The 18,849-nt window shown below is 45.5% G+C and carries 20 protein-coding genes and 1 riboswitch; of the genes, 8 read left to right on the plus strand and 12 right to left on the minus strand.

The window, feature by feature from the left end; all coding sequences use genetic code 11:
* Positions 1-308: 308 nt before the first annotated feature.
* Positions 309-920: a NifU family protein gene (locus tag Q1A23_RS16900; RefSeq protein ID WP_299825494.1), complete on the minus strand. Its 612-nt coding sequence runs from the start codon at positions 918-920 to the stop codon at positions 309-311.
* Between the two features lie 217 nt (positions 921-1,137).
* Between Q1A23_RS16900 and Q1A23_RS16905 the strand changes: the two genes are divergently transcribed.
* The 4 genes from Q1A23_RS16905 (at position 1,138) to Q1A23_RS16920 (ending at position 4,368) form a co-directional block, all read left to right on the plus strand.
* Positions 1,138-2,526, plus strand: coding sequence for a sodium:proton antiporter (locus Q1A23_RS16905; protein WP_299825497.1), 1,389 nt, complete (start codon positions 1,138-1,140; stop codon positions 2,524-2,526).
* A 216-nt stretch (positions 2,527-2,742) separates the two neighbouring features.
* A complete protein-coding gene (locus tag Q1A23_RS16910) occupies positions 2,743-3,339 on the plus strand; it encodes a carboxypeptidase-like regulatory domain-containing protein (RefSeq protein ID WP_299825500.1) in 597 nt (198 codons plus the stop codon).
* Between the two features lie 41 nt (positions 3,340-3,380).
* Positions 3,381-3,698 carry a hypothetical protein gene (locus tag Q1A23_RS16915; RefSeq protein WP_299825503.1) on the plus strand — a complete coding sequence of 106 codons (318 nt, stop codon included), beginning with the start codon at positions 3,381-3,383 and terminating at the stop codon, positions 3,696-3,698.
* Entirely contained in the window at positions 3,691-4,368 is a 678-nt protein-coding gene (locus Q1A23_RS16920) for an ATP-binding cassette domain-containing protein (RefSeq protein ID WP_299825505.1), read from the plus strand. Before Q1A23_RS16915 ends, Q1A23_RS16920 begins: the two co-directional genes overlap by 8 nt.
* A gap of 6 nt (positions 4,369-4,374) precedes the next feature.
* Here Q1A23_RS16920 and aroC read toward each other — a convergent pair whose 3' ends face one another.
* Positions 4,375-5,454, minus strand: coding sequence for a chorismate synthase (gene aroC, locus Q1A23_RS16925; protein WP_299825508.1), 1,080 nt, complete (start codon positions 5,452-5,454; stop codon positions 4,375-4,377).
* Positions 5,451-6,896, minus strand: coding sequence for a BatD family protein (locus Q1A23_RS16930; RefSeq protein WP_299825510.1), 1,446 nt, complete (start codon positions 6,894-6,896; stop codon positions 5,451-5,453). The genes aroC and Q1A23_RS16930 overlap by 4 nt, the downstream gene beginning before the upstream one ends.
* 379 nt (positions 6,897-7,275) lie before the next feature.
* Between Q1A23_RS16930 and Q1A23_RS16935 the strand changes: the two genes are divergently transcribed.
* Positions 7,276-7,467, plus strand: a complete 192-nt coding sequence (locus Q1A23_RS16935; protein WP_299825512.1) for a hypothetical protein — start codon at positions 7,276-7,278, stop codon at positions 7,465-7,467.
* Positions 7,468-7,472: 5 nt separating this feature from the next.
* On the opposite strand, the gene queG is transcribed toward Q1A23_RS16935, so the two are convergent.
* The gene (gene queG, locus Q1A23_RS16940) at positions 7,473-8,420 is read right to left on the minus strand and encodes a tRNA epoxyqueuosine(34) reductase QueG (RefSeq protein ID WP_299825514.1); all 948 of its coding nucleotides are present in this window, start codon (positions 8,418-8,420) and stop codon (positions 7,473-7,475) included.
* Between the two features lie 182 nt (positions 8,421-8,602).
* Between queG and Q1A23_RS16945 the strand changes: the two genes are divergently transcribed.
* Positions 8,603-9,046, plus strand: a complete 444-nt coding sequence (locus Q1A23_RS16945) for a RidA family protein (RefSeq protein WP_299825516.1) — start codon at positions 8,603-8,605, stop codon at positions 9,044-9,046.
* Positions 9,047-9,129: 83 nt separating this feature from the next.
* Here Q1A23_RS16945 and ruvB read toward each other — a convergent pair whose 3' ends face one another.
* Positions 9,130-10,173, minus strand: coding sequence for a Holliday junction branch migration DNA helicase RuvB (ruvB, locus tag Q1A23_RS16950; protein WP_299825519.1), 1,044 nt, complete (start codon positions 10,171-10,173; stop codon positions 9,130-9,132).
* A 211-nt stretch (positions 10,174-10,384) separates the two neighbouring features.
* On the opposite strand from ruvB, the gene Q1A23_RS16955 reads away from it, so the two are divergent.
* On the plus strand, positions 10,385-10,879 hold the full coding sequence (locus Q1A23_RS16955) for a phospholipase D-like domain-containing protein (protein WP_299825522.1): 495 nt from the start codon (positions 10,385-10,387) through the stop codon (positions 10,877-10,879).
* A gap of 13 nt (positions 10,880-10,892) precedes the next feature.
* Here the strand turns inward: Q1A23_RS16955 and Q1A23_RS16960 are convergent, their stop codons facing one another.
* The 4 genes from Q1A23_RS16960 to Q1A23_RS16975 form a co-directional block, all read right to left on the minus strand.
* Positions 10,893-11,498, minus strand: coding sequence for a hypothetical protein (locus Q1A23_RS16960; RefSeq protein WP_299825525.1), 606 nt, complete (start codon positions 11,496-11,498; stop codon positions 10,893-10,895).
* On the minus strand, positions 11,495-12,034 hold the full coding sequence (locus tag Q1A23_RS16965) for a sigma-70 family RNA polymerase sigma factor (RefSeq protein WP_299825528.1): 540 nt from the start codon (positions 12,032-12,034) through the stop codon (positions 11,495-11,497). Before Q1A23_RS16965 ends, Q1A23_RS16960 begins: the two co-directional genes overlap by 4 nt.
* Positions 12,035-12,295: 261 nt before the next feature.
* On the minus strand, positions 12,296-13,474 hold the full coding sequence (locus tag Q1A23_RS16970; RefSeq protein WP_299825530.1) for an acyl-CoA dehydrogenase family protein: 1,179 nt from the start codon (positions 13,472-13,474) through the stop codon (positions 12,296-12,298).
* 197 nt (positions 13,475-13,671) lie between these two features.
* Complete coding sequence (locus Q1A23_RS16975) at positions 13,672-16,146, minus strand: TonB-dependent receptor (protein ID WP_299825533.1); 2,475 nt, start codon at positions 16,144-16,146, stop codon at positions 13,672-13,674.
* Between the two features lie 68 nt (positions 16,147-16,214).
* A riboswitch (TPP riboswitch) is annotated at positions 16,215-16,312 on the minus strand.
* Between the two features lie 223 nt (positions 16,313-16,535).
* Here Q1A23_RS16975 and Q1A23_RS16980 point away from each other — a divergent pair.
* Positions 16,536-16,784, plus strand: a complete 249-nt coding sequence (locus Q1A23_RS16980; protein ID WP_299825536.1) for a hypothetical protein — start codon at positions 16,536-16,538, stop codon at positions 16,782-16,784.
* Between the two features lie 59 nt (positions 16,785-16,843).
* On the opposite strand, the gene Q1A23_RS16985 is transcribed toward Q1A23_RS16980, so the two are convergent.
* The 3 genes from Q1A23_RS16985 to Q1A23_RS16995 form a co-directional block, all read right to left on the minus strand.
* Positions 16,844-17,719 carry an aldose 1-epimerase family protein gene (locus tag Q1A23_RS16985; protein WP_299825539.1) on the minus strand — a complete coding sequence of 292 codons (876 nt, stop codon included), beginning with the start codon at positions 17,717-17,719 and terminating at the stop codon, positions 16,844-16,846.
* A gap of 2 nt (positions 17,720-17,721) precedes the next feature.
* Positions 17,722-18,252, minus strand: a complete 531-nt coding sequence (locus Q1A23_RS16990) for an ATP-binding protein (protein ID WP_299825541.1) — start codon at positions 18,250-18,252, stop codon at positions 17,722-17,724.
* 388 nt (positions 18,253-18,640) lie between these two features.
* Positions 18,641-18,817: a hypothetical protein gene (locus Q1A23_RS16995; RefSeq protein ID WP_299825544.1), complete on the minus strand. Its 177-nt coding sequence runs from the start codon at positions 18,815-18,817 to the stop codon at positions 18,641-18,643.
* Positions 18,818-18,849 lie beyond the last annotated feature (32 nt).

Here is an 18,849-nt window from a genome sequence, read left to right on the forward strand (position 1 = left end):
CCACCTTTGGCCTCTCCTTGTCAAAGGCAGGCAACTCTGAAATTACTCAAGAAAATGTATGAACTCTGTAGTTTCTGCTTAGCCTTCTTTCCTCCAGAATACCCTAAAACAAGTATAAGATGAGCCACTTATGGGATCATAAAGAGAAATTAGCTTTACCTATTGAGATGGTAGTTGAAGAAGCAAGTATAAATTTCCCGCCTTAGACAAAGAGGAGCAAGAGGTGGTTGAACCAGATACCATAAAAATCAAGCGGCCAGCCCTTATTCAGAGCTGGCCGCTAATTTATACTTTAGCTTCGGTTAACCTTACACAGTCACACCGTCAGCTACTACTTCTTTCACTTCCGGCACCATACGCTTCAGCAGGTTTTCGATACCGGCTTTAAGCGTTACAGTTGCAGATGGGCAACCGCTGCATGAGCCCTGCAGGTGCACCGTAACCACACCCTCGTTATAAGATTTAAAAGTGATGTTACCACCATCCTGCTCCACAGCCGGACGCACGTAATTATCAAGCAAATCAATGATTTTTTTAGAAATCTCAGTATCTTCTGCAGATGCTTCGCTGTTAGCATCGGTGGCAGCAGCTTTCTTGGCAGAAAACCCTTCGTTAAAGATAGGGCCACCAGCCTCAACATAAGACTTCAGAAAAGTGCGCAACTCAGGAATAAGCTTAACCCACTCCAGGTCTGCACTTTTGGTAACTGTTACAAAGTTGCTGGCAATGAACACACGCGAAACGTAATCGAAGTTGAAAAGCTCCTGCGCCAACGGCGACTCCATGGCACTTTCCAGGTTCGGGTAATCTACGCTCTGCCCATCAGGCAACAGCTGCTGGTTCATTACAAATTTCATCGACTCTGGGTTCGGGTTAGCCTCTGCGTAAACCGAAACCATTTTTTCTTTATTTTCTGACATGTAAATCCTTGTTTAGAAATAAAACTAGCGAGTACCTCATTAAGTTTCCAAAATTAGCTATTATTTCCGATGAAGTAAACCGCCTTGCATGTATCTACACAAATTCCGGACCGCCCCTAGCCTTCTATGCTTTTAAACTGGCAATTTTCCTCAGAAAATGTATCTTTGTGCAACAACCAATTAAACTACCTAATCTTTTTACCGCACTAATCTAGACATGCTAAACAATTTTATACTACTGGTGCAGTCACAACATGCTGCCCCTGGCTTTCTTATTATTCCTTTCCTGCTTCTGATCGGAATGATTGCTGCCGGTCCGATATTCTTTGGCCACTTCTGGGAGCACAACTATAAAACTATCGCCGTTACCCTTGGCTTAACTGTACTGGCCTATTACCTCTTTGCCCTCGGCGATTACCACATGCCGATCCATACTTTCTTTGAGTATGCAGCTTTTGCTATCTTGCTTAGCTCCCTGTACATTGCTGCAGGCGGTATCTACATAAACATAAATGCAAATGCGACACCTGCCATGAACGTGGCCTTAGTAGCCATAGGTGCTGTATTAGCAAATTTTGTGGGTACAACGGGTGCCTCCTTGCTGCTTATTCGCCCTTTTATCCGGCTAAACATACACCGCATTAAGCCTTACCAGATTGTATTCTTCATTTTTATAGTAAGTAATGCGGGTGGTTTGCTTACACCACTAGGAGATCCTCCGTTGTTTATAGGATTCCTGAAAGGTGTGCCATTTTTCTGGACACTTGAGCACTTGTTTACTCCTTGGGTGTTAACTATTGCCCTACTGTGCCTTATCTTCTTCTTTATTGATAGAAGAAACAAAGAAACAGCACATACGCCTCGCCCTGAAGTAGTAGCTAAAAACAATGAGAAAATTGAATTTCATGTAAGCGGAAAACGTAACATCTTCTGGCTTGCCATTATAATAGGTGCTATTTTCTTGGATCCTAACGTAGTTGAAGGTTTGCCACACATCTACTATGATGGCAATAAATTCTCTTACCTCCGTGAGATCATCCAGCTTTCAGCTGCTTTTGCGTGTTTCAAGTACTCAAGTAAAACTGCTCTGGCAGGTAATCAATTCAGTTTCCACCCTATCCTGGAGGTTGTGTTCTTGTTCTTCGGTATCTTCTTTACCATGATGCCTGCCTTGCAACTTTCGGCAGCTATTGCATCGTCACCGGAGTTCTCTCAGTACATCACGCCAAACTTCCTGTACTGGGCAACTGGTTCACTTTCGGGCTTCCTGGATAATGCACCTACTTATGCAAACTTCTTATCGCTGGCTATGGCCAAGTATGATATGGCCCAGAATATGCCTGCAGAAGTAAGCGCATTCGCCAACGGTACTGGTGCAAACCCAGAAACGTTGATTCTGCTAGAGGCCATCTCGCTTGCTGCCGTATTGTTTGGTGCCTTTACCTACATTGGCAACGGGCCTAACTTCATGGTGAAGGCCATTGCTGAAAGCGCCGGCATTAAAATGCCTTCGTTCTTTGCGTACATCGTACGTTACTCTATACCTTTCTTACTACCTGCTCTAATCCTGGTTTGGTACCTTGTAGTGCACCTAAGGTTGTTCTAAGTATACAGTATAACTATAAAAAAGCGCCACCCCTGTTATCGGGGTGGCGCTTTTTCTTTGGCGGCATTTCTGCCATACATCACAGCAAGTATAAACTAAGCAAAATAAGCAGGCAGTAATACCGTTGTAGTATATAGATATGTTAATATTATACTTTAAGTACAACCCGCGTCTGATTGAAACTCATCTATAAAGCCTGAAAACAAGTATAGCCAGATGAAGAGGTATAACCTGCAGCTTATCATACTTACCAGTATAGCTTTTATACTTGTTTTAGGGGCACAGCAGCAGGCACAGGCACAACATGTGGTGCAGTTGTCGGGGTTGATAACTTACGAAGACAGCCTCGCTGAAGCGGCGGCCGGTATTGCAGTATTTGTACCGCATACATCCAGGGGCACGCATACTACCCAAAGCGGCTTTTTCTCGCTTCCTGTTTTACCCGGCGATAGTGTGGTTATAGCTGCACTTGGCTACGAAAAGCAGTACATCCGTATCCCGGATGGTTTTAAAAGCTATAGTTATGCCACAACTATAAAACTTAAACCCAGCTCTGTTGCACTACCTACTGTGGATGTAATGCCCTGGGCAACTGAGCGCGATTTAAGAATGGCTGTTGCTAAAGTAAAACTGCCTAAACAAGCAACCCCGGAAGTAGACATGGAGGTTGTGCACAAAAAAATACAGCGAACACACTACCCCATGGATGCCGCAGCCAATCAAAAGCATGGGCTACAGCAGCAAAACCGCCAGATGCAAGGCCGCTACATGGTGCCCTCTGATGTTAAACTGTTTGGCATACCTATCCGGTAGTTCAGAAATTTACTTATCTTCCGTAATACAACCCTTGCCTTATGCACCAACTGCAACTGCGCCTGCACTACTACAAGGTACTGCAAAGCTTTAATCTGCCTTTTTCGTTGTTTGTTAGCCTGTTCGGGTTAATGTTCAGCCAGCACGTTTTGCCCAGAATGATCAATGCTTTTAGTCTGAGTCTTCTGACCGGAGGCTTTATAATTTCTGTGTACATGTTCGGGCAGCTGTACAACAACCAGTACTACTTTTACCACAACATGGGCATCAGCAAGACCAGTATTATTGCAAGCGCTTTTCTGTTTAACCTGGCTGTAGTTATCCTGTTGTGGTTTCTTAAACTGTACCTGTATGCATAAGCATGTACTTCAGGCAGATAGTATACAGTACCGCATAGGCGAAAGGCAATTGCTGACGGATATTTTCCTTAAATGCGAAACAGGCGAGATAATTGGCTTACTTGGCCGGAACGGCTGCGGAAAAACGACTTTGCTACAAATACTCTTCGGTACAAGACATACTGATAACAAGCACATCCGGATTAACGACAAAGTATACCCAGCGCCATACAAGCACAAACACCTGATGGCATACTTGCCACAGCACAATTTCCTGCCAAAGAACATCTCACTTCAAAAGATCATCAATTTATACGTTGCAAACGCAGCCAAACAGGAAAGTATAAACCAGGACGAGCGTATACAAGCGCACCTGCATAAGCGTGCTGATGCACTATCGAAGGGCGAGGCAAGGTATTTTGAGTTACTGCTACTACTGCAGCTGGATGCCAGGTTTCTGCTACTCGATGAGCCCTTCTCTGGCGTGGCGCCCTTGTATGCCGAGTACATTGAAGAATTGCTACTTGCGCACAAACACCGTACAGGCATCATCATAACCGACCATGACTACCGCTCTGTATTGCGGGTGAGCAACAGAATTATACTACTGACAGATGGCTACTGCCGCCCTATAAACCATGAAGAAGAGCTGCTGGAATGGGGATATATACCAGCAGGAACGTTTAGCTAACTAAAATTATACTTTGTTTGCCTGTTGCCGCATTATAAAATCAGCAATAACCAGGGCAGCCATAGCATCTACAATTGGTACGGCGCGCGGCAACACACAAGGGTCATGGCGGCCTTTGCCTTTTAGGGTGATATCTTCGCCGGCATCGTTTATAGTTTGCTGCGGCTGCAGTATAGTGGCTACCGGTTTAAAGGCTACATTAAAGTAAATGTCCTGCCCGTTGCTGATGCCACCTTGTATGCCGCCGGAGTTGTTGGTGCGTGTGCGAACATTACCTGCTTCATCGGTATAGAACTGGTCATTGTGCTCAGAGCCGCGCATACTTACGCCTTCAAAACCGCTGCCATACTCAAAGCCTTTCACAGCATTTATACTTAGCATGGCTTTACCTAACTCTGCGTGCAGCTTATCAAATACCGGCTCGCCTAGTCCGGCTGGCACACCTTGTATAACGCAGCTTACCACCCCTCCAATCGTATCCAGGTTATCGCGGGCTTCCTCTACTACCCCAATCATACGGGCAGCTGTTTTTCCATCAGGGCAACGCACTTTATTTGCATCTATCTTACTTAGGTCCAGTTTAGTGTAGTGCTTGCGCAGCTTTACCTTACCCACCTGCGATACGTAGGCATTTACGCTGATGCCATACTTTTGCAGCAGTTTGATGGCTAACGCACCGGCTGCCACGCGTGCTACAGTTTCGCGGGCAGAGCTACGGCCGCCGCCACGGTAATCGCGGGTGCCATACTTTGCCGTATAAGTATAATCCGCGTGAGACGGCCTGAAAGCATGCTGAATGTGGCTGTAATCGTGGCTGTGCTGATCTCTGTTGTTTACAGCTAAGGCAATAGGCGTGCCTGTTGTTTTCCCCTCAAAAACGCCGGAAAGTATCGTTACCTTGTCATCTTCATTTCGTGGTGTGGTGATGTCGGACTGGCCGGGGCGGCGGCGGTCAAGCGCATGTTGGATCTCTTCATGGCTTATGTCTAACCCGGCTGGGCAGCCATCTACAATTACGCCAACAGCAGGGCCATGTGACTCGCCAAAAGTAGTTATCCTGAAAAGCTTACCGTATGAATTGCTCATGCTTTGTTTTTTAGAAACACAAATGCCGATACCAGTAACAGCACGACAAGTATAAGGTTTGTATTACGCTTTATCTCATCAAAGAAGTGCAGACTCCTTAAAGTGTTGTCTTCGTTGTCAATGATGTTGTAGAAAGAGCCCAAATCTCGCGACAGCACCAGGGCGTCGCTGTCGCGGGCACCGGTAACCCGCACCTGCAGCGTTGGGCGCAAGGTGTCGTAAGCTGCCGTGGTTGGGTTAAAATAAATCCACTCTAGTGTGTTGTTGAGATTATAAGTGCCGGGCTCGCGCGGCAAAATCGCGTAGGAAAAACTTTTGGAGCCAGATATTCTGCCACTACGCCGCACCACATCCTGCCGTACATCCGGCGGATAATACTCCAACCCTGCCGGAACAATCGGGGCAGGCGGCATTACAGCATCTAAATTGCCCTCGCCAGCCACCTCGAAAACGTACGTAAAGCTTTTATTTACCGCCACCTGCTTTCTTGAAATGCTTTCCTGCAAAGTATAATTACCCACAGACACCACATTGCGCAAAGGGTGCGGGGGCAGTTCTATTACCTCCACCCGGCGCTCACGGCTGTAAAATATCTTGAAGCCTTCCTGCCGGTCCTCGGTAAGCAGGTTGGGGGTTTTAGCCACCTTGTACTTTATCATTTTAAGCTGCAGTTGCGGAAACGTTAGCGCTTGCAGGTTAATGGGGTAAAGCACCGCCTCATATAACCTGAACCGTAAGTATGGTTCGCCTTTCACAGTTACATTTTCGGGGGTGATCTCGGAAAACTCAAACATCTCCTCCCACACGTTAGGCTGCTTTATCTGGCGTATGATTCCTGTTATCTGGTTTGCAAAGTCATGAAAATCTAACAGGCGTTGGTCTTCTTCGGCCAGGTAAAAGTATAAAGTTACTCCTACGCCTTCTCCTACATATACTTTATCTTTGGTGGTGTACAACGTCAGAAAGGCGTTGTCATCTTTATCCACAAACTCTATCTCCTCGCTTGCAGGCACCTGCTCGTCCTGCTTAGTAATCAGATCAGGAAGGTTAGGGCCTTGCTGTGTATTGGCTTGCATAGGCACTACCTTAATGGCCATACCCTGCGACTGCACCGTTACGCCATTCACTTTCATGGTAAAAGGCTTCAGCACAAAATCACCTTCTTCCAGAGGAGCGTAATTCTGGGTATATGTCCGGATGATGTTGGTAACGCCCCCTACTGTCACCGTTTTTTCTGAGGAATACCGGGTACTTTTCTTAAACCCTTCTATCTCCGGGAAAGGTGTGTATTCTTTTAGCTGATCGCCCTGCAGTTTAACAGAAACGGTGTAATACTGGTTGATAGGCACAGGACTTTTACCCAGCTCGATACTTACCTGCTGCGCCATACCAGACGCTGTTAGCGCTAAAACCCAGAATAAAGTAAGTATGAGGAGGCGCATATTAACAGCCGAATCGAGGTAAATTAAGAATGTACAATAGCAAATTTAGTTAAAATCCGGCACTTACTCCAGCAGTAAAGTTTACAACCTCTATTCTAAAAAAGGCACGAATATTAAACTATGCTTATATAGATTCGGAAGTTTTTTCGTTTAATTAATACACGTGGCTAACGGCTGCAGGTTGTATTTGTGGAGCACCTGTACAGCAATTTGAGCAGAAGCAAAGCAGCGGGCTAAGCTGTAAGTACTTTAATATCATTGCTGTATTATATTATGTTGATAATTTATGATACATTTACACTAAAATTAGTACGTAAAAAGCAACCTTTTTAGCCTGCGACGTAATTAGAAGCAGAATAAAAATCATTCGCCTACCGAAATGTTAGAATACATTAAAACCATTTTGCTGAAGGTCAGCTTCGACAAAATGCTGTTTGAAAAAGAGCTTAGAAAAGCTTTTAAAGTTTTACTCAGAGAAGAGCTACAACAACTAAAAAATTGGTGCTACGACCAATTCTCAAGCAAATACTTATTTATATTAAACCGGGTATTTGCCAAAGCACAGGTATAGGCCAATTAGTTTTCTTCAGGGGCGTTATCCTGCACAAACTGAATGTTGCGCAGCAGCCCCTTGTAGCCTGTTCGTTTAACCGCTGATTTCTTAAATAACTGCGAGAAGACTTCCTGTGAGAGGTCTTCCCAGTCACTTTTGTTCAAGTCCTTTAAAGAAGGGTGCGGGTGAAAGGCAGGTTCGCTATGCGGTTTACTGAAACGGTTCCAGGGGCAAACATCCTGGCAAATGTCGCAGCCAAACACCCAATTGCCAAACTTGCCCTGCATTTCCTGTGGCAGTTGGTCTTTTAGCTCTATCGTAAAGTAGGATATGCACTTACTGCCATCTACCACATAAGGCGCTACAATGGCATTTGTGGGGCAGGCATCGAGGCAGCGGGTGCAAGAACCGCAGTAATCTTTAATTGGCCCGTCGGGCTCCAGTTCCAGGTCTATGATCAGCTCAGCGATAAAATAGAAGCTACCAACCTGCGGCGTGATCAGGTTTGAGTTTTTGCCAACCCAGCCCAGGCCGCTTTTCTTTGCCCAGGCTTTATCCAGCACAGGCGCTGAGTCTACAAAACAGCGGCCACCAACCTCTCCTATCTCTTCGTTTATAAAATTCAGCAGTTCTTTTAGCTTGTCTTTTATTACAAAGTGATAGTCGGTGCCGTAAGCATACTTCGATATTTTGTAGGTATCATCGCTTTGTTGCTGCTCCTCTTTTTGGGGGTAATAGTTTAGCAGCAGCGACACTACAGTCTTAGCACCATCAACGAGCAGGCGCGGGTCCAGGCGCTTATCAAAGTGGTTTTCCATGTAATGCATTTGCCCGTGCATGTTTTGGTTAAGCCAACGCTCCAGGCGTGGCGCCTCCTCTTCCAGAAAATCAGCTTTGGAAATGCCACAGTACATAAACCCCAGTTCCTGTGCCTTCTGCTTTACCTGATATGTATATTTCTCTCTGCTCAAAATTTATGATGTGCCCTTTCTTATACTTTGGCGGCTATACTTTGCCTAACAAAAGTACGTCAAAATAAATCCGTTTAGAAGTATAGTTACAGGTTAGCTAAGCGATTAAAATATGTCAAAACTTATACTTAGTATAACCATATTCGCTATCTTTCTCAGATAAATTTTAATCTGCAAAAACTATGAAAAATGTATTTCTGATCCTGCTTGTTTTGTATACTGGATTCGCTCAACAGTCTAAGGCACAAGGCGTGATGGAAAATAATGGCAAAGTTTTCCACCTGCACCCCAGCGAAAAAGACTACAACTACGCACAAGCCTACCGCAGCGGCAACTTGCTGTTTATTTCAGGTACTGTAGGAGGTGGCACTATGGATGAAGCCATGGAGCGTGTGTATAAAACGTTGGAGCTGACGCTGAAGAAGTATAACCTCGATTTTACGCACGTTATAAAGGAGAATTTATACACCCTGGATATGGAAGCCAGCAAGAAAAGTATGGCTATCCGCAAAAAGTACTATGGCACCCACTCCCCTGCTGCCACCTGGCTTCAAATTTCAAGGTTATTCGAAGAACAGTCGGTACTTGAGGTTGAGTTGATTGCTGAGATAAAGAAAACAGAGTAGGTTATACTTTGGCGTAAAGTTCTGCGCAAATAAAAAAGCAGGCCTGGGGCCTGCTTTTTTATTATATCACAAACAGTTTATTTTTATTCAGGTTGATTAAATAAGCCTGTGTTTACCACCTGTTGCGGTGGCACCTTACCTAAATGCTTGTAAGCAGCCTCTGTTGCCTCACGGCCACGTGCGGTACGCTTTATATAACCTTCCTGTATCAGGAACGGCTCGTAAACTTCCTCAATAGTCTCGGCTTCTTCGCCACAGGCAGTTGCTATGGTAGAGATACCTACCGGGCCGCCTTTATACTTATCGATGATGCACGAAAGAATGCGTTTATCCATGTCGTCCAAACCGTTATGGTCCACATCAAGTGCACCCAGGGCAAACCTGGCTATCTCCACATCAATGGTACCATTGCTTTTTACCTGTGCAAAATCGCGGGTACGGCGCAGCAGGTTGTTGGCAATACGCGGTGTGCCACGGCTGCGGCGGGCAATCTCATAGGCGGCATCTTCGTGTATAGGTGCGCCAAGCAATGCCGATGAACGCTTCACAATAGAGGTGAGCAACTCAGCATCGTAATATTCTAGGCGGCTGTTTATACTGAAACGGGCACGTAACGGTGCCGTAAGCAATCCGGAACGGGTAGTAGCACCGATCAGCGTAAACGGGTTCAGACTGATTTGCACAGAGCGTGCATTCGGCCCTGAATCGAGCATGATATCGATCTTGTAATCTTCCATCGCAGAGTATAAATACTCTTCCACGATCGGGTTCAGGCGGTGTATCTCGTCAATAAAGAGTACATCGTTCGGATCGAGGTTCGTAAGCAGACCAGCTAAATCGCTTGGCTTATCCAATACCGGCCCCGATGTCATTTTTATACCAGAATCTAATTCTGAGGCGATAATGTGGGAAAGTGTTGTTTTACCCAAGCCCGGAGGCCCATGCAACAGCACGTGGTCCAGGGCTTCGCCACGTCTGCGTGCCGCCTGTACAAATATTTTCAGGTTCTCCACCACCTTTGCCTGCCCGGTAAAATCAGCAAAACTAAGCGGACGGAGGGCCTTATCTACATCACGTTCGGTCGGCGTCATGTGTTCTTTGTCGCCGGTGAGATAATCTTCTCTCATTCTTCTATTCTCTACTTTTAAATCAGCTTTTGCTCTACCTAAAGGTAACAGTTCGGGTCTTGCTTTCGCTCCATTTATTGCTACGAATTTACGTAATTTTGCTAATTATTTTATAGTATTCGCGCATAATTCTAATACCATTAGCATTTTTACAGATTCTTACCAAAACTAAAGTTGTAAACGTACCTTTCAGCAGCCTAATTTATAGCGCATGCAGCAAAAAATAACCAGCCACGCCTTCTTTAGTCCCGGCGACGATTGCCTCGAAGCCATCATCACAGCTATTGATGATGCTGAACAAACAATAAAGATATGCGTGTTCACGATAAGCGATGACCGTATTTCTGATGCTATTGTTAGGGCGCACAGGCGGGGGTTGCACATCAAAATCATCACGGATAACAAAAAACTGCACGATGCGGGCTCTGATATAAGAGAACTGGCGGCAAAGGGCCTTGAAGTGCGCATAGATAAAACACGCAGCCACATGCACCACAAGTTTGCCGTTTTCGATGAAACGCGCGTGCTTACCGGCAGCTACAACTGGACCCGCAGCGCCGCCATGCACAATCACGAAAACGTATTAGTAACCGATAACCTTAGTATTGTGCAGGATTACAGCCACGAGTTTGACAGGCTCTGGAAAGGCATGATGAAGTATAACTCCGGCGGCAAAAGCAGGGAGGAGTTTAGGGAAGAGGAGTAATTCGAAATAATTTTTAAACCTCTTCCAACTCTTGCTGCAGTTCTTCCAACTCTCTTATAACAGGTTTATATGTATTTTCATTATGCCGTTTACTGTAATAAAAGGATACTACTCCTATGGTTATCATAACAGCATTAAGTAAAATATGCATTACCAACCGCAGTTTAAAGCTCCCGTTCCAAAAAATATCTACATAAATTAAGTTGATGCCTATCAGTATAAAAGCCATCAACACAGGGGTAGTTTTCAGGTTAGTGGTGTTTAAAAAGGTATACTTGTTTATCGCCCTAGTAACATACTCTCTACTGCTTAAGTCTAGCTGACGGTTTTTCCAGGATGCGGTTTTAAACCATTGCATAATGGTCACCAAAAGCACAGTCACGAAAACAATACCAACTCCGACATCATACCAAATGGTATTAGGATTGAGGAAAGGGCGAAGTATAAAAACAAAAGCAGCTACAGTAGCGCAAAGTACAACGGTCATGATGGCATTGGTGTGAACTACTTTCTGCTGTAGTGCCTTAACTTTTGCGATAGTTTCCAGAGCAGTTGGCTTATTGGGCTGCTCAGGAGCCTGCTGGGTTTGCCAGCTTTTTTGAAAATCTTCTAAGTTCATCTTAAATCAGTTTTGTTAAGTTCTAGTTCAGCACCGATGGGCTTCTCCATTAGCAGGGCCAGCTTCTGTTTAATGCGGTTTATCTTTACGCCTACATGGTTTGTTGTGAGCCCAAGCACCTCTGCAATTTCCTTATAAGACACCTCTTCCAGCACCAACGAAATGATAAGCCGTTCCTGTTTCTCGAGGCAGCTGATGCAGTAGTGTAGTTTCTGCAGCAAAACTTCCTGCTGCTGTTTATGGGCGGTTTCGGTAGCTGTATCGGCGAGTGCCGAAATGTGCTGAGGCAGCAGCTCTGTGTGTTTACCCTGATGCTTCTGGTGAAGTATAGCCGTATTCAGGGTGATGCGGTAAAGCCAGGTGCTAAGCTTGGCATCGCCCCGGAAAGTATGCAGGTTCAACCATACTTTTACCAACACCTCCTGGTAAAGGTCGTTAGCGTCATCATGAGAGGGTACACAGGCGCGGCAGATACGGTACAGCCGGTCCTGGTTATCCTGCACGATTTGCTCAAACAGTTTCTCCTTATCAGACATTGGTTTTATACTTTAATGCTTGATGAGAGAAGGTGTACATATTATTATGCTCTGCCTGAGGCTCAGCTTTGTAGTTTACTGGCATAAAATAAAAATCTGTGGCGTGAACAATTAAAGCTGGTTCCGGATCCAGTTTATACTTAGAGTAAAAGCACCCACTTTTATTACAGGATAAGCTAAAAATTTTAATCAAAAAAAGAGTCACACAAAAAAGGCAGCCACTTTCGCAGCTGCCTTTTATACTTTATACTTTATTATACTTTATTTAAAAGCCTGAATGCCTGTAATATCCGCGCCTGTAATCAACAGGTGAATATCGTGGGTTCCTTCGTAAGTTATTACTGATTCCAGGTTCATCATGTGGCGCATGATCGGGTACTCGCCTGTAATGCCCATACCGCCGTGTATCTGGCGTGCTTCGCGGGCAATGTGTAGCGCCATATCCACGCTGTTGCGCTTGGCCATCGAAATTTGCTGGGTAGTGGCTTTGCCTTCATTCATCAGCGTACCTAAACGCCATACCATCAACTGTGCTTTGGTTATTTCGGTCAGCATTTCTGCCAGCTTTTTCTGTGTTAGCTGGAAAGCGCCGATTGGTTTATCGAACTGTATACGCTCTTTGCTATACTTCAAGGCCGACTCGTAGCAATCGATGGCAGCACCAATGGCCCCCCACGAAATACCGTAACGCGCAGAATCAAGGCAGCCCAGCGGACCGCGCAAGCCATCAACGTTTGGCAGCAGGTTCTCTTTTGGCACTTTCACGTTATCAAACACTAACTCGCCGGTGCAGCTAGCGCGTAAGCTCCATTTGTTGTGGATCTCTGGTGTAGAGAAACCTTCCATGCCACGCTCCACGATCAAGCCTTTTATGCGGCCTTCTTCATTCTTGGCCCATACTACAGCTACCTGGCACTCCGGAGAGTTCGATATCCACATTTTAGAACCGTTGAGCAGGTAATGGTCGCCCATGTCTTTTATGTTGGTCATCATACCACCCGGGTTAGAACCATGGTCTGGCTCAGTCAGGCCGAAACAACCCAGCCACTCGCCGCTACCTAATTTTGGCAGGTACTTATTGCGTTGCTCCTCCGAGCCATACTTGTAAATAGGGTACATTACCAACGAGCCCTGCACCGAAGCTGTGGAACGCATGCCAGAATCTCCTCGCTCTATCTCCTGCATAATAATGCCGTAGCTGATGTAATCCAGGCCGCCACCGCCGTACTCGGTAGGTATAGTTGGTCCGAAGGCACCTACATCCCCAAACTTCTTCACAATTTCGGATGGAAAATGTGCATCCTGAGCCCATTTCTCGATATTCGGGGAAATTTCGCGCTTTACAAAGTCGCGCATTGTCTGCCGTATAAGTTTATGCTCTTCTGTTAGCAGGTCGTCGATATTGAAGTAATCAGGCGCACCTGATGGTTCGTAAGCCATAGTTTTGTTTTAAGGGTTAATGAGAAGGGTAATACGCAAAGTTAAAATTTTAAGTATAACCACCATGTTTTGAGAGCAAGATTATTGCCCGTTGATCAAAGGGATCATTCTGTTAGCAGGATTCCTGAAGAATCTGAAGTAAACAAAGAAGCCCTACCAGCTGGCAGGGCTCCCTTACACAAAGTATAATTTATACTTTAAAACTTAAGGCCAACAGACAGCAGGAAGTTGCGGGTAGCCTGCGGGTAGTAAAAATTCTCGGTTACCTGAGAGCCACCTGAAATGTAGCTAAAAGTATAGCCATTTGCGGCATACTTCTCACCAAACACATTGTTTACCAGTAGTCCGAGCTCAAGCTCTTTCAAAACATTTTTAAAGCCCAGGTTGTAGCGTAAGCGCAGGTCACCCACCTGGTAAGGACGGATAATACGGCTTTCGTTCTCGGTGTTATCCAGGTACTGCTTGCTAACTGTTTTGTAGATAAAAGCTGCGCGCAGGCCTTTTAGCACCTCCACCTCCAGCTGACTTGCAGATACAAAAGCAGGTGAGAAAGCAATAGTACTCTCGTTGTACTTATTTACAGCCTGGTCGCCGTTATCGTAATCATCAATAAACTCGTTAAAGCCTTTTATTTTATTTTGACTGTACGCTAAGTTCGAGCTTAGTTTGGCTGTAGAACCTAATCGCAAAGCTCCGGCCAACTCTATACCCTGTCGGTAGCTGTTGTCGATATTTGTGCGGGTGTAGGCTCCTACATCGTTTATCTGCCCCGTTACCACTAATTGGTTTTTGTAGTCCATGTAAAAATAGTTGGCTTCTACGTCGGCAGACAGCGTTTTACCTGCTAGTTCAGTTAAACTGATTTGCCCTCGGTAGCCAGCCTCTACATTATAAAGCGTTTCATGTTTGGGGCGACTATTAGGTGTAGATTCGGTAAAATCGTCGCGGACTGGCTCCCGGTTACCTACCGCATAAGAGGCATATAGTTGGTGTGTAGGTTGCAGGTTGTAAGTAATGCCTGCCTTTGGGTTCACAAAAGTATAATCCACGTCCTGTTCTATACTTTCCAGGTCGTTATCAAAGCCCATAAATGCGTAGTTAATGGTACGCACTTGCAGATCACCAAACAAGTTCAGCTTATCTGTAAGGCCATAAGATGCTTTCGCAAAAATGTTGAAATCGCGCTTCTTAGCGTTATTGTCGTAGTATCTGTCGCCGAGATTTGATGTGGAGGCATAACGCGCCCAGATTACTTCCCCGAAATGGTCGCCGTCATACTTGTTCCAGGCGCCGCCCAGCGTAGCATTCAGGCGTGCGTTCGGGTTATACTGCAGCGCATAAGTAACCCCGAAAAAATCATTGTCGAGCCAGCGGCGGCGGATAATATCAGAGCTTTCAATAGTTTCACCGCCAATCTCAACGTTAGGCAAACCATAATCCGCAAAGTCATCATCTGCTTTATACTGCTCGTAATAACCCTGCCCCAAAGTATAGTGCAGCGCTCCAGACAGAGTTAAACCCGGCATAAAATCATGCGACAGGTGTAGTTGGTAATGGTCTTGCTGGTAGTTATCGGTTTCGTTGTCGTAAGTATAATAATTATACTTGCGGCCGGCGTTTAGCAGGTTTTCTTTATCCTCCCCTTCTATCCAGTTACGGTCTATGTAGTCCTGCAGGTCCTGGGCGTTGCCGTAGACAAGCGCCTCTGGTGTACCATACCAGGCTTGGTACGTTTTTTCCTGACCCGAGAAGGTGACAAACTTAACCGATGTCTTATCGCCGTAGTAGCCGCCCGAGAAGTATAAAGACTTCAAATCGGAAGAAGCGCGGTCTATGTAGCCATCGGATTTAATACGCGACAATCGTCCGTCAAAAGCAAATTTCCCGTTGATCAGCCCGGTACCAAAGCGCACATTGTTCTTCCAGGTATTAAAGGAGCCGTAGCTGTTATCGGTTTCAGCATAAGCCTGGCGGCGCACCTGCTGCGTTTGGATGTTTATACTTGCACCAAAGGCCCCTGCCCCGTTTGTAGAGGTACCCACGCCGCGCTGCACCTGTATATCCTGCACCGACGAGGCAAAGTCAGGCATATTCACGAAAAACGCACCGTGGCTCTCAGCATCGTTTACCGGAATGCCGTTTACCGTTACGTTGATGCGCGTAATATCAGACCCTCGGATGCGAATGCCTGTATACCCTACACCTGCGCCGGCGTCGGAGTTTACCACTACCGATGGCACCTGCTCGAGCAAGTATGGCAAGTCCTGACCGAAATTGCGCTCTGCCAGCTCTTGTTGCGTAACGTTGGTAAAGGTGGTGCCGGTGGTTTGGTCGGCGCGGGTGGCATGCACCATTACTTCATCTGTTTTCAACGCCTGTTGCCGAAGACGAACCTGCACTACCTGGTCTTGCTGCAGGTTTAGGGCCAGCTTTTTAGCTTCGTAACCAAGGTAGCTTATACTTAACGTATAGTTTCCGGCTGGTAAATTGGTAAACGAAAATGCGCCTTGCTGGTCTGTTGCTGCGCCTGTGCCAGCGCCTTCAATAATAATGTTTGCTCCTGCCAATGCGCCTCCGGAGGCAGCATCGGTTACGTGCCCGCTCAGGTTAAACTGTGCAAGCAACTGCAATGGCAATACGATTGCCGCCATCGCAAATAATAGCTTTTTCATTAAAATGGTTTGATAAAAAGTTTGACATAAAAATTTATGCCAGGGGGGAATAGCAGCTATACTATTCAATTGTTACCGTTTTGTATTCCCTTCGACGGCATTACCCGCATCAGGTTCAATGGGTATGATCTCAGCCCGTTATTTTAAGGCACCCCTAACAGAGGCAAAGGTATAAGGCTTTCCGGTTTATTCAAAAAATAACTTTTCGCATATGGGCAAACGTGTACTACAAGCTGGTTAGTAGCGTGTTATTTTTCATTAAATGAAAAAACCACAGAAGCAGAAAGTACGTTGAAATCTATACATGGCACACATTCCTCTACATGCCCTTTATAATCGTATAGTGTAGTAGAAGCCAGCTGAAATTTTAATAATTAAGTAGAACTGTGATGATGATCAGCATTTTGTATACAATGGCGCTCCTTACCATACTGGCATATTATGCTTTTGCTCCACGCAAAAAATTTAATCACCCGCCATCAACTGATAGTGATGATGATGGAGGTGAGCCGCTAGGAGACGATTTACCAGACTTGGACCTCCCACCCGGCATTTCGTTGCCGATAAATGATTTTGAACCAAGGTATGATTTCAGGAACATCAAAGTACCGAAGTTCCCGGAACCGTCTTTGCATTGACTGAAAAATTAAAAGCCCTAGTTAACTAAATAACCAGGGCTTCTTTTTTATACTTTGTTTTACCAGATTGTTATACTATACGTTCGTTCGAATACATGCTTGGGGCGCAACTCGTTTATACCTTCCTTGTCTTGCAGTTCGCCGCTGTCGTGGTTGCTGCTGGCGATGCCACACCAAGGCTCAATGCACAGATAAGGCGATGGCCCCGGCTTTGCCCAAAGGCCTAAGTATGGAAATCCTTCGAAGCTAAACTCAATTTTACGGGCCCCGTTTTTGCTGGCCAATACCAGCTTTTCAGAGTTCAGGTCTTTTAAAACAATGGCATCTTTCTCAAAATAATCGTGGGTAAGTGGTAGTATGCGGCTGTTTTCTAACATTAATTCTGTATCGCCGGTCTGTAGTCCGTTTTCGTCTATCAGGTAGCGCCGCAGGCTTTCCTCCTCCTCAAACTCCAGGTAGTAATCTGTGTACTTTTCGTCAGGGTACAGGGGCACGTTAAATCCGGGGTGGCCGCCCACCGAAAACCACATTGCTTTTATATCTTCGTTCAATATTTGGTAGGTTACTTCCAGCTTGTTTTCTTCAAGTTTGTACGCTATCAGCAACCTGAACTCGAAAGGGTACTGCGCCAGCGTCTCCTCATCATACTCCAGCTCAAATACCAGTTTGCTGTGGTGCTCCTCTACCAGCTTAAACTCTTTTTTGCGGGCAAAACCGTGCCTTGCCATGTTGTATGTTTCGCCTTCGTAAGTATACTGCTGGTTTGGTAACTCCCCCACAATCGGGAAAAGGTTAGGCGCATGGCTGGCCCAAATCGCGGGATCTGCCGTCCAGATAAACTCCAGGTTTTCGTCTTTTTTTATGAAGTGCTGCAGTTCGGCACCCAGGCTTTCGATGCCAACTTTAAAGTGATCGTTCTCTAGGAAGTATAACATGGTTAGTTTCTGTATTGATGTTTCTGGAGCAGATTATCTACGTGCTGGCGTGCCATTTCGAAACGCTCCTGCTGCTGCCCTTTAACTTGAATAAAAGGCACCTGCAACGTTTCCAGCTCACGCTTGTACCAGTCGTAAAAGAACTGGCGCATGTGCGGATGCTCACGCTGCGGATCTGGCTCCCACGGCAAATCAACGCCCATCAGCAGGCAAAGGTTGTAGTCTTGCTGCTTTAGTTTTTGCGTTATCCAATCGGGGCATTGGCCAAAAGCATGTTCGCTCCAGATCTTGAGCACCAGCATGTCGGTATCAGCAAAAAGTATGGTTTTTGCTTGCCTCATGGCCTCCTGCTCTAGCTCCCATTGCCCATGCGCTATTTTCTCGATGTCCTGCAAAGTATATGCCCTGCTCAGGTTGCCCACATAGCTGCGCGCATACTCGGGCACCCAGACTGTATCGTAATGCCGCGCCAACTGCTCCGACAACGTAGACTTGCCCGTAGACTCAGGTCCTGTGATAGAAACTTTAAGCATAAGGCAAAGGTCTGAAAAATTAAGCCACAATTAAGCTATAAGTCGATAAAACGTGCACCTACTTAATTTATAGCAATAGCTTTTACCACATAAAAATAGTGGGTTACCCAAAACTTGAGTAACCCACCTTTTAAACAGCCTCCTTACTGCTTATTTCTTTTTTGCAGTGGCAATAATGGCATTTGCCGCCCAGAGCACTATTACATCATAAACCAATGTTAATCGGTTGCCTACAAACAAATATCCTGACAATAGTTGCCTGTTATTAATAACGAAAGCGACTAGAATCAGGATAATGCAACTATCAAATTAAAGTAAAGAGGTAAAATCAGATGGCAAGGCCCTTAATTATCAGGTTAAATAAGCAAGGGGATTAAACTCCAAAGTTCTAATTTTCTGAAAAGCTGTAGTCGTAAAAATTATATACTTCCAGCTCTGTTTCTACAGTATCGCCGTGCTGCTTAAACAGCATCTTTTTCGGACTTTCGTCAGGCGACTCATAGCCCCACTTCAGACGATTAACGTACTTTAATTCTTCGGGTAATAGTAACTTCTTTTGCTTCATGTCCTTTCACATTTAATCGTTACACATACATC

The organism is uncultured Pontibacter sp., assembly GCF_947492645.1.
Taxonomy (GTDB): domain Bacteria; phylum Bacteroidota; class Bacteroidia; order Cytophagales; family Hymenobacteraceae; genus Pontibacter.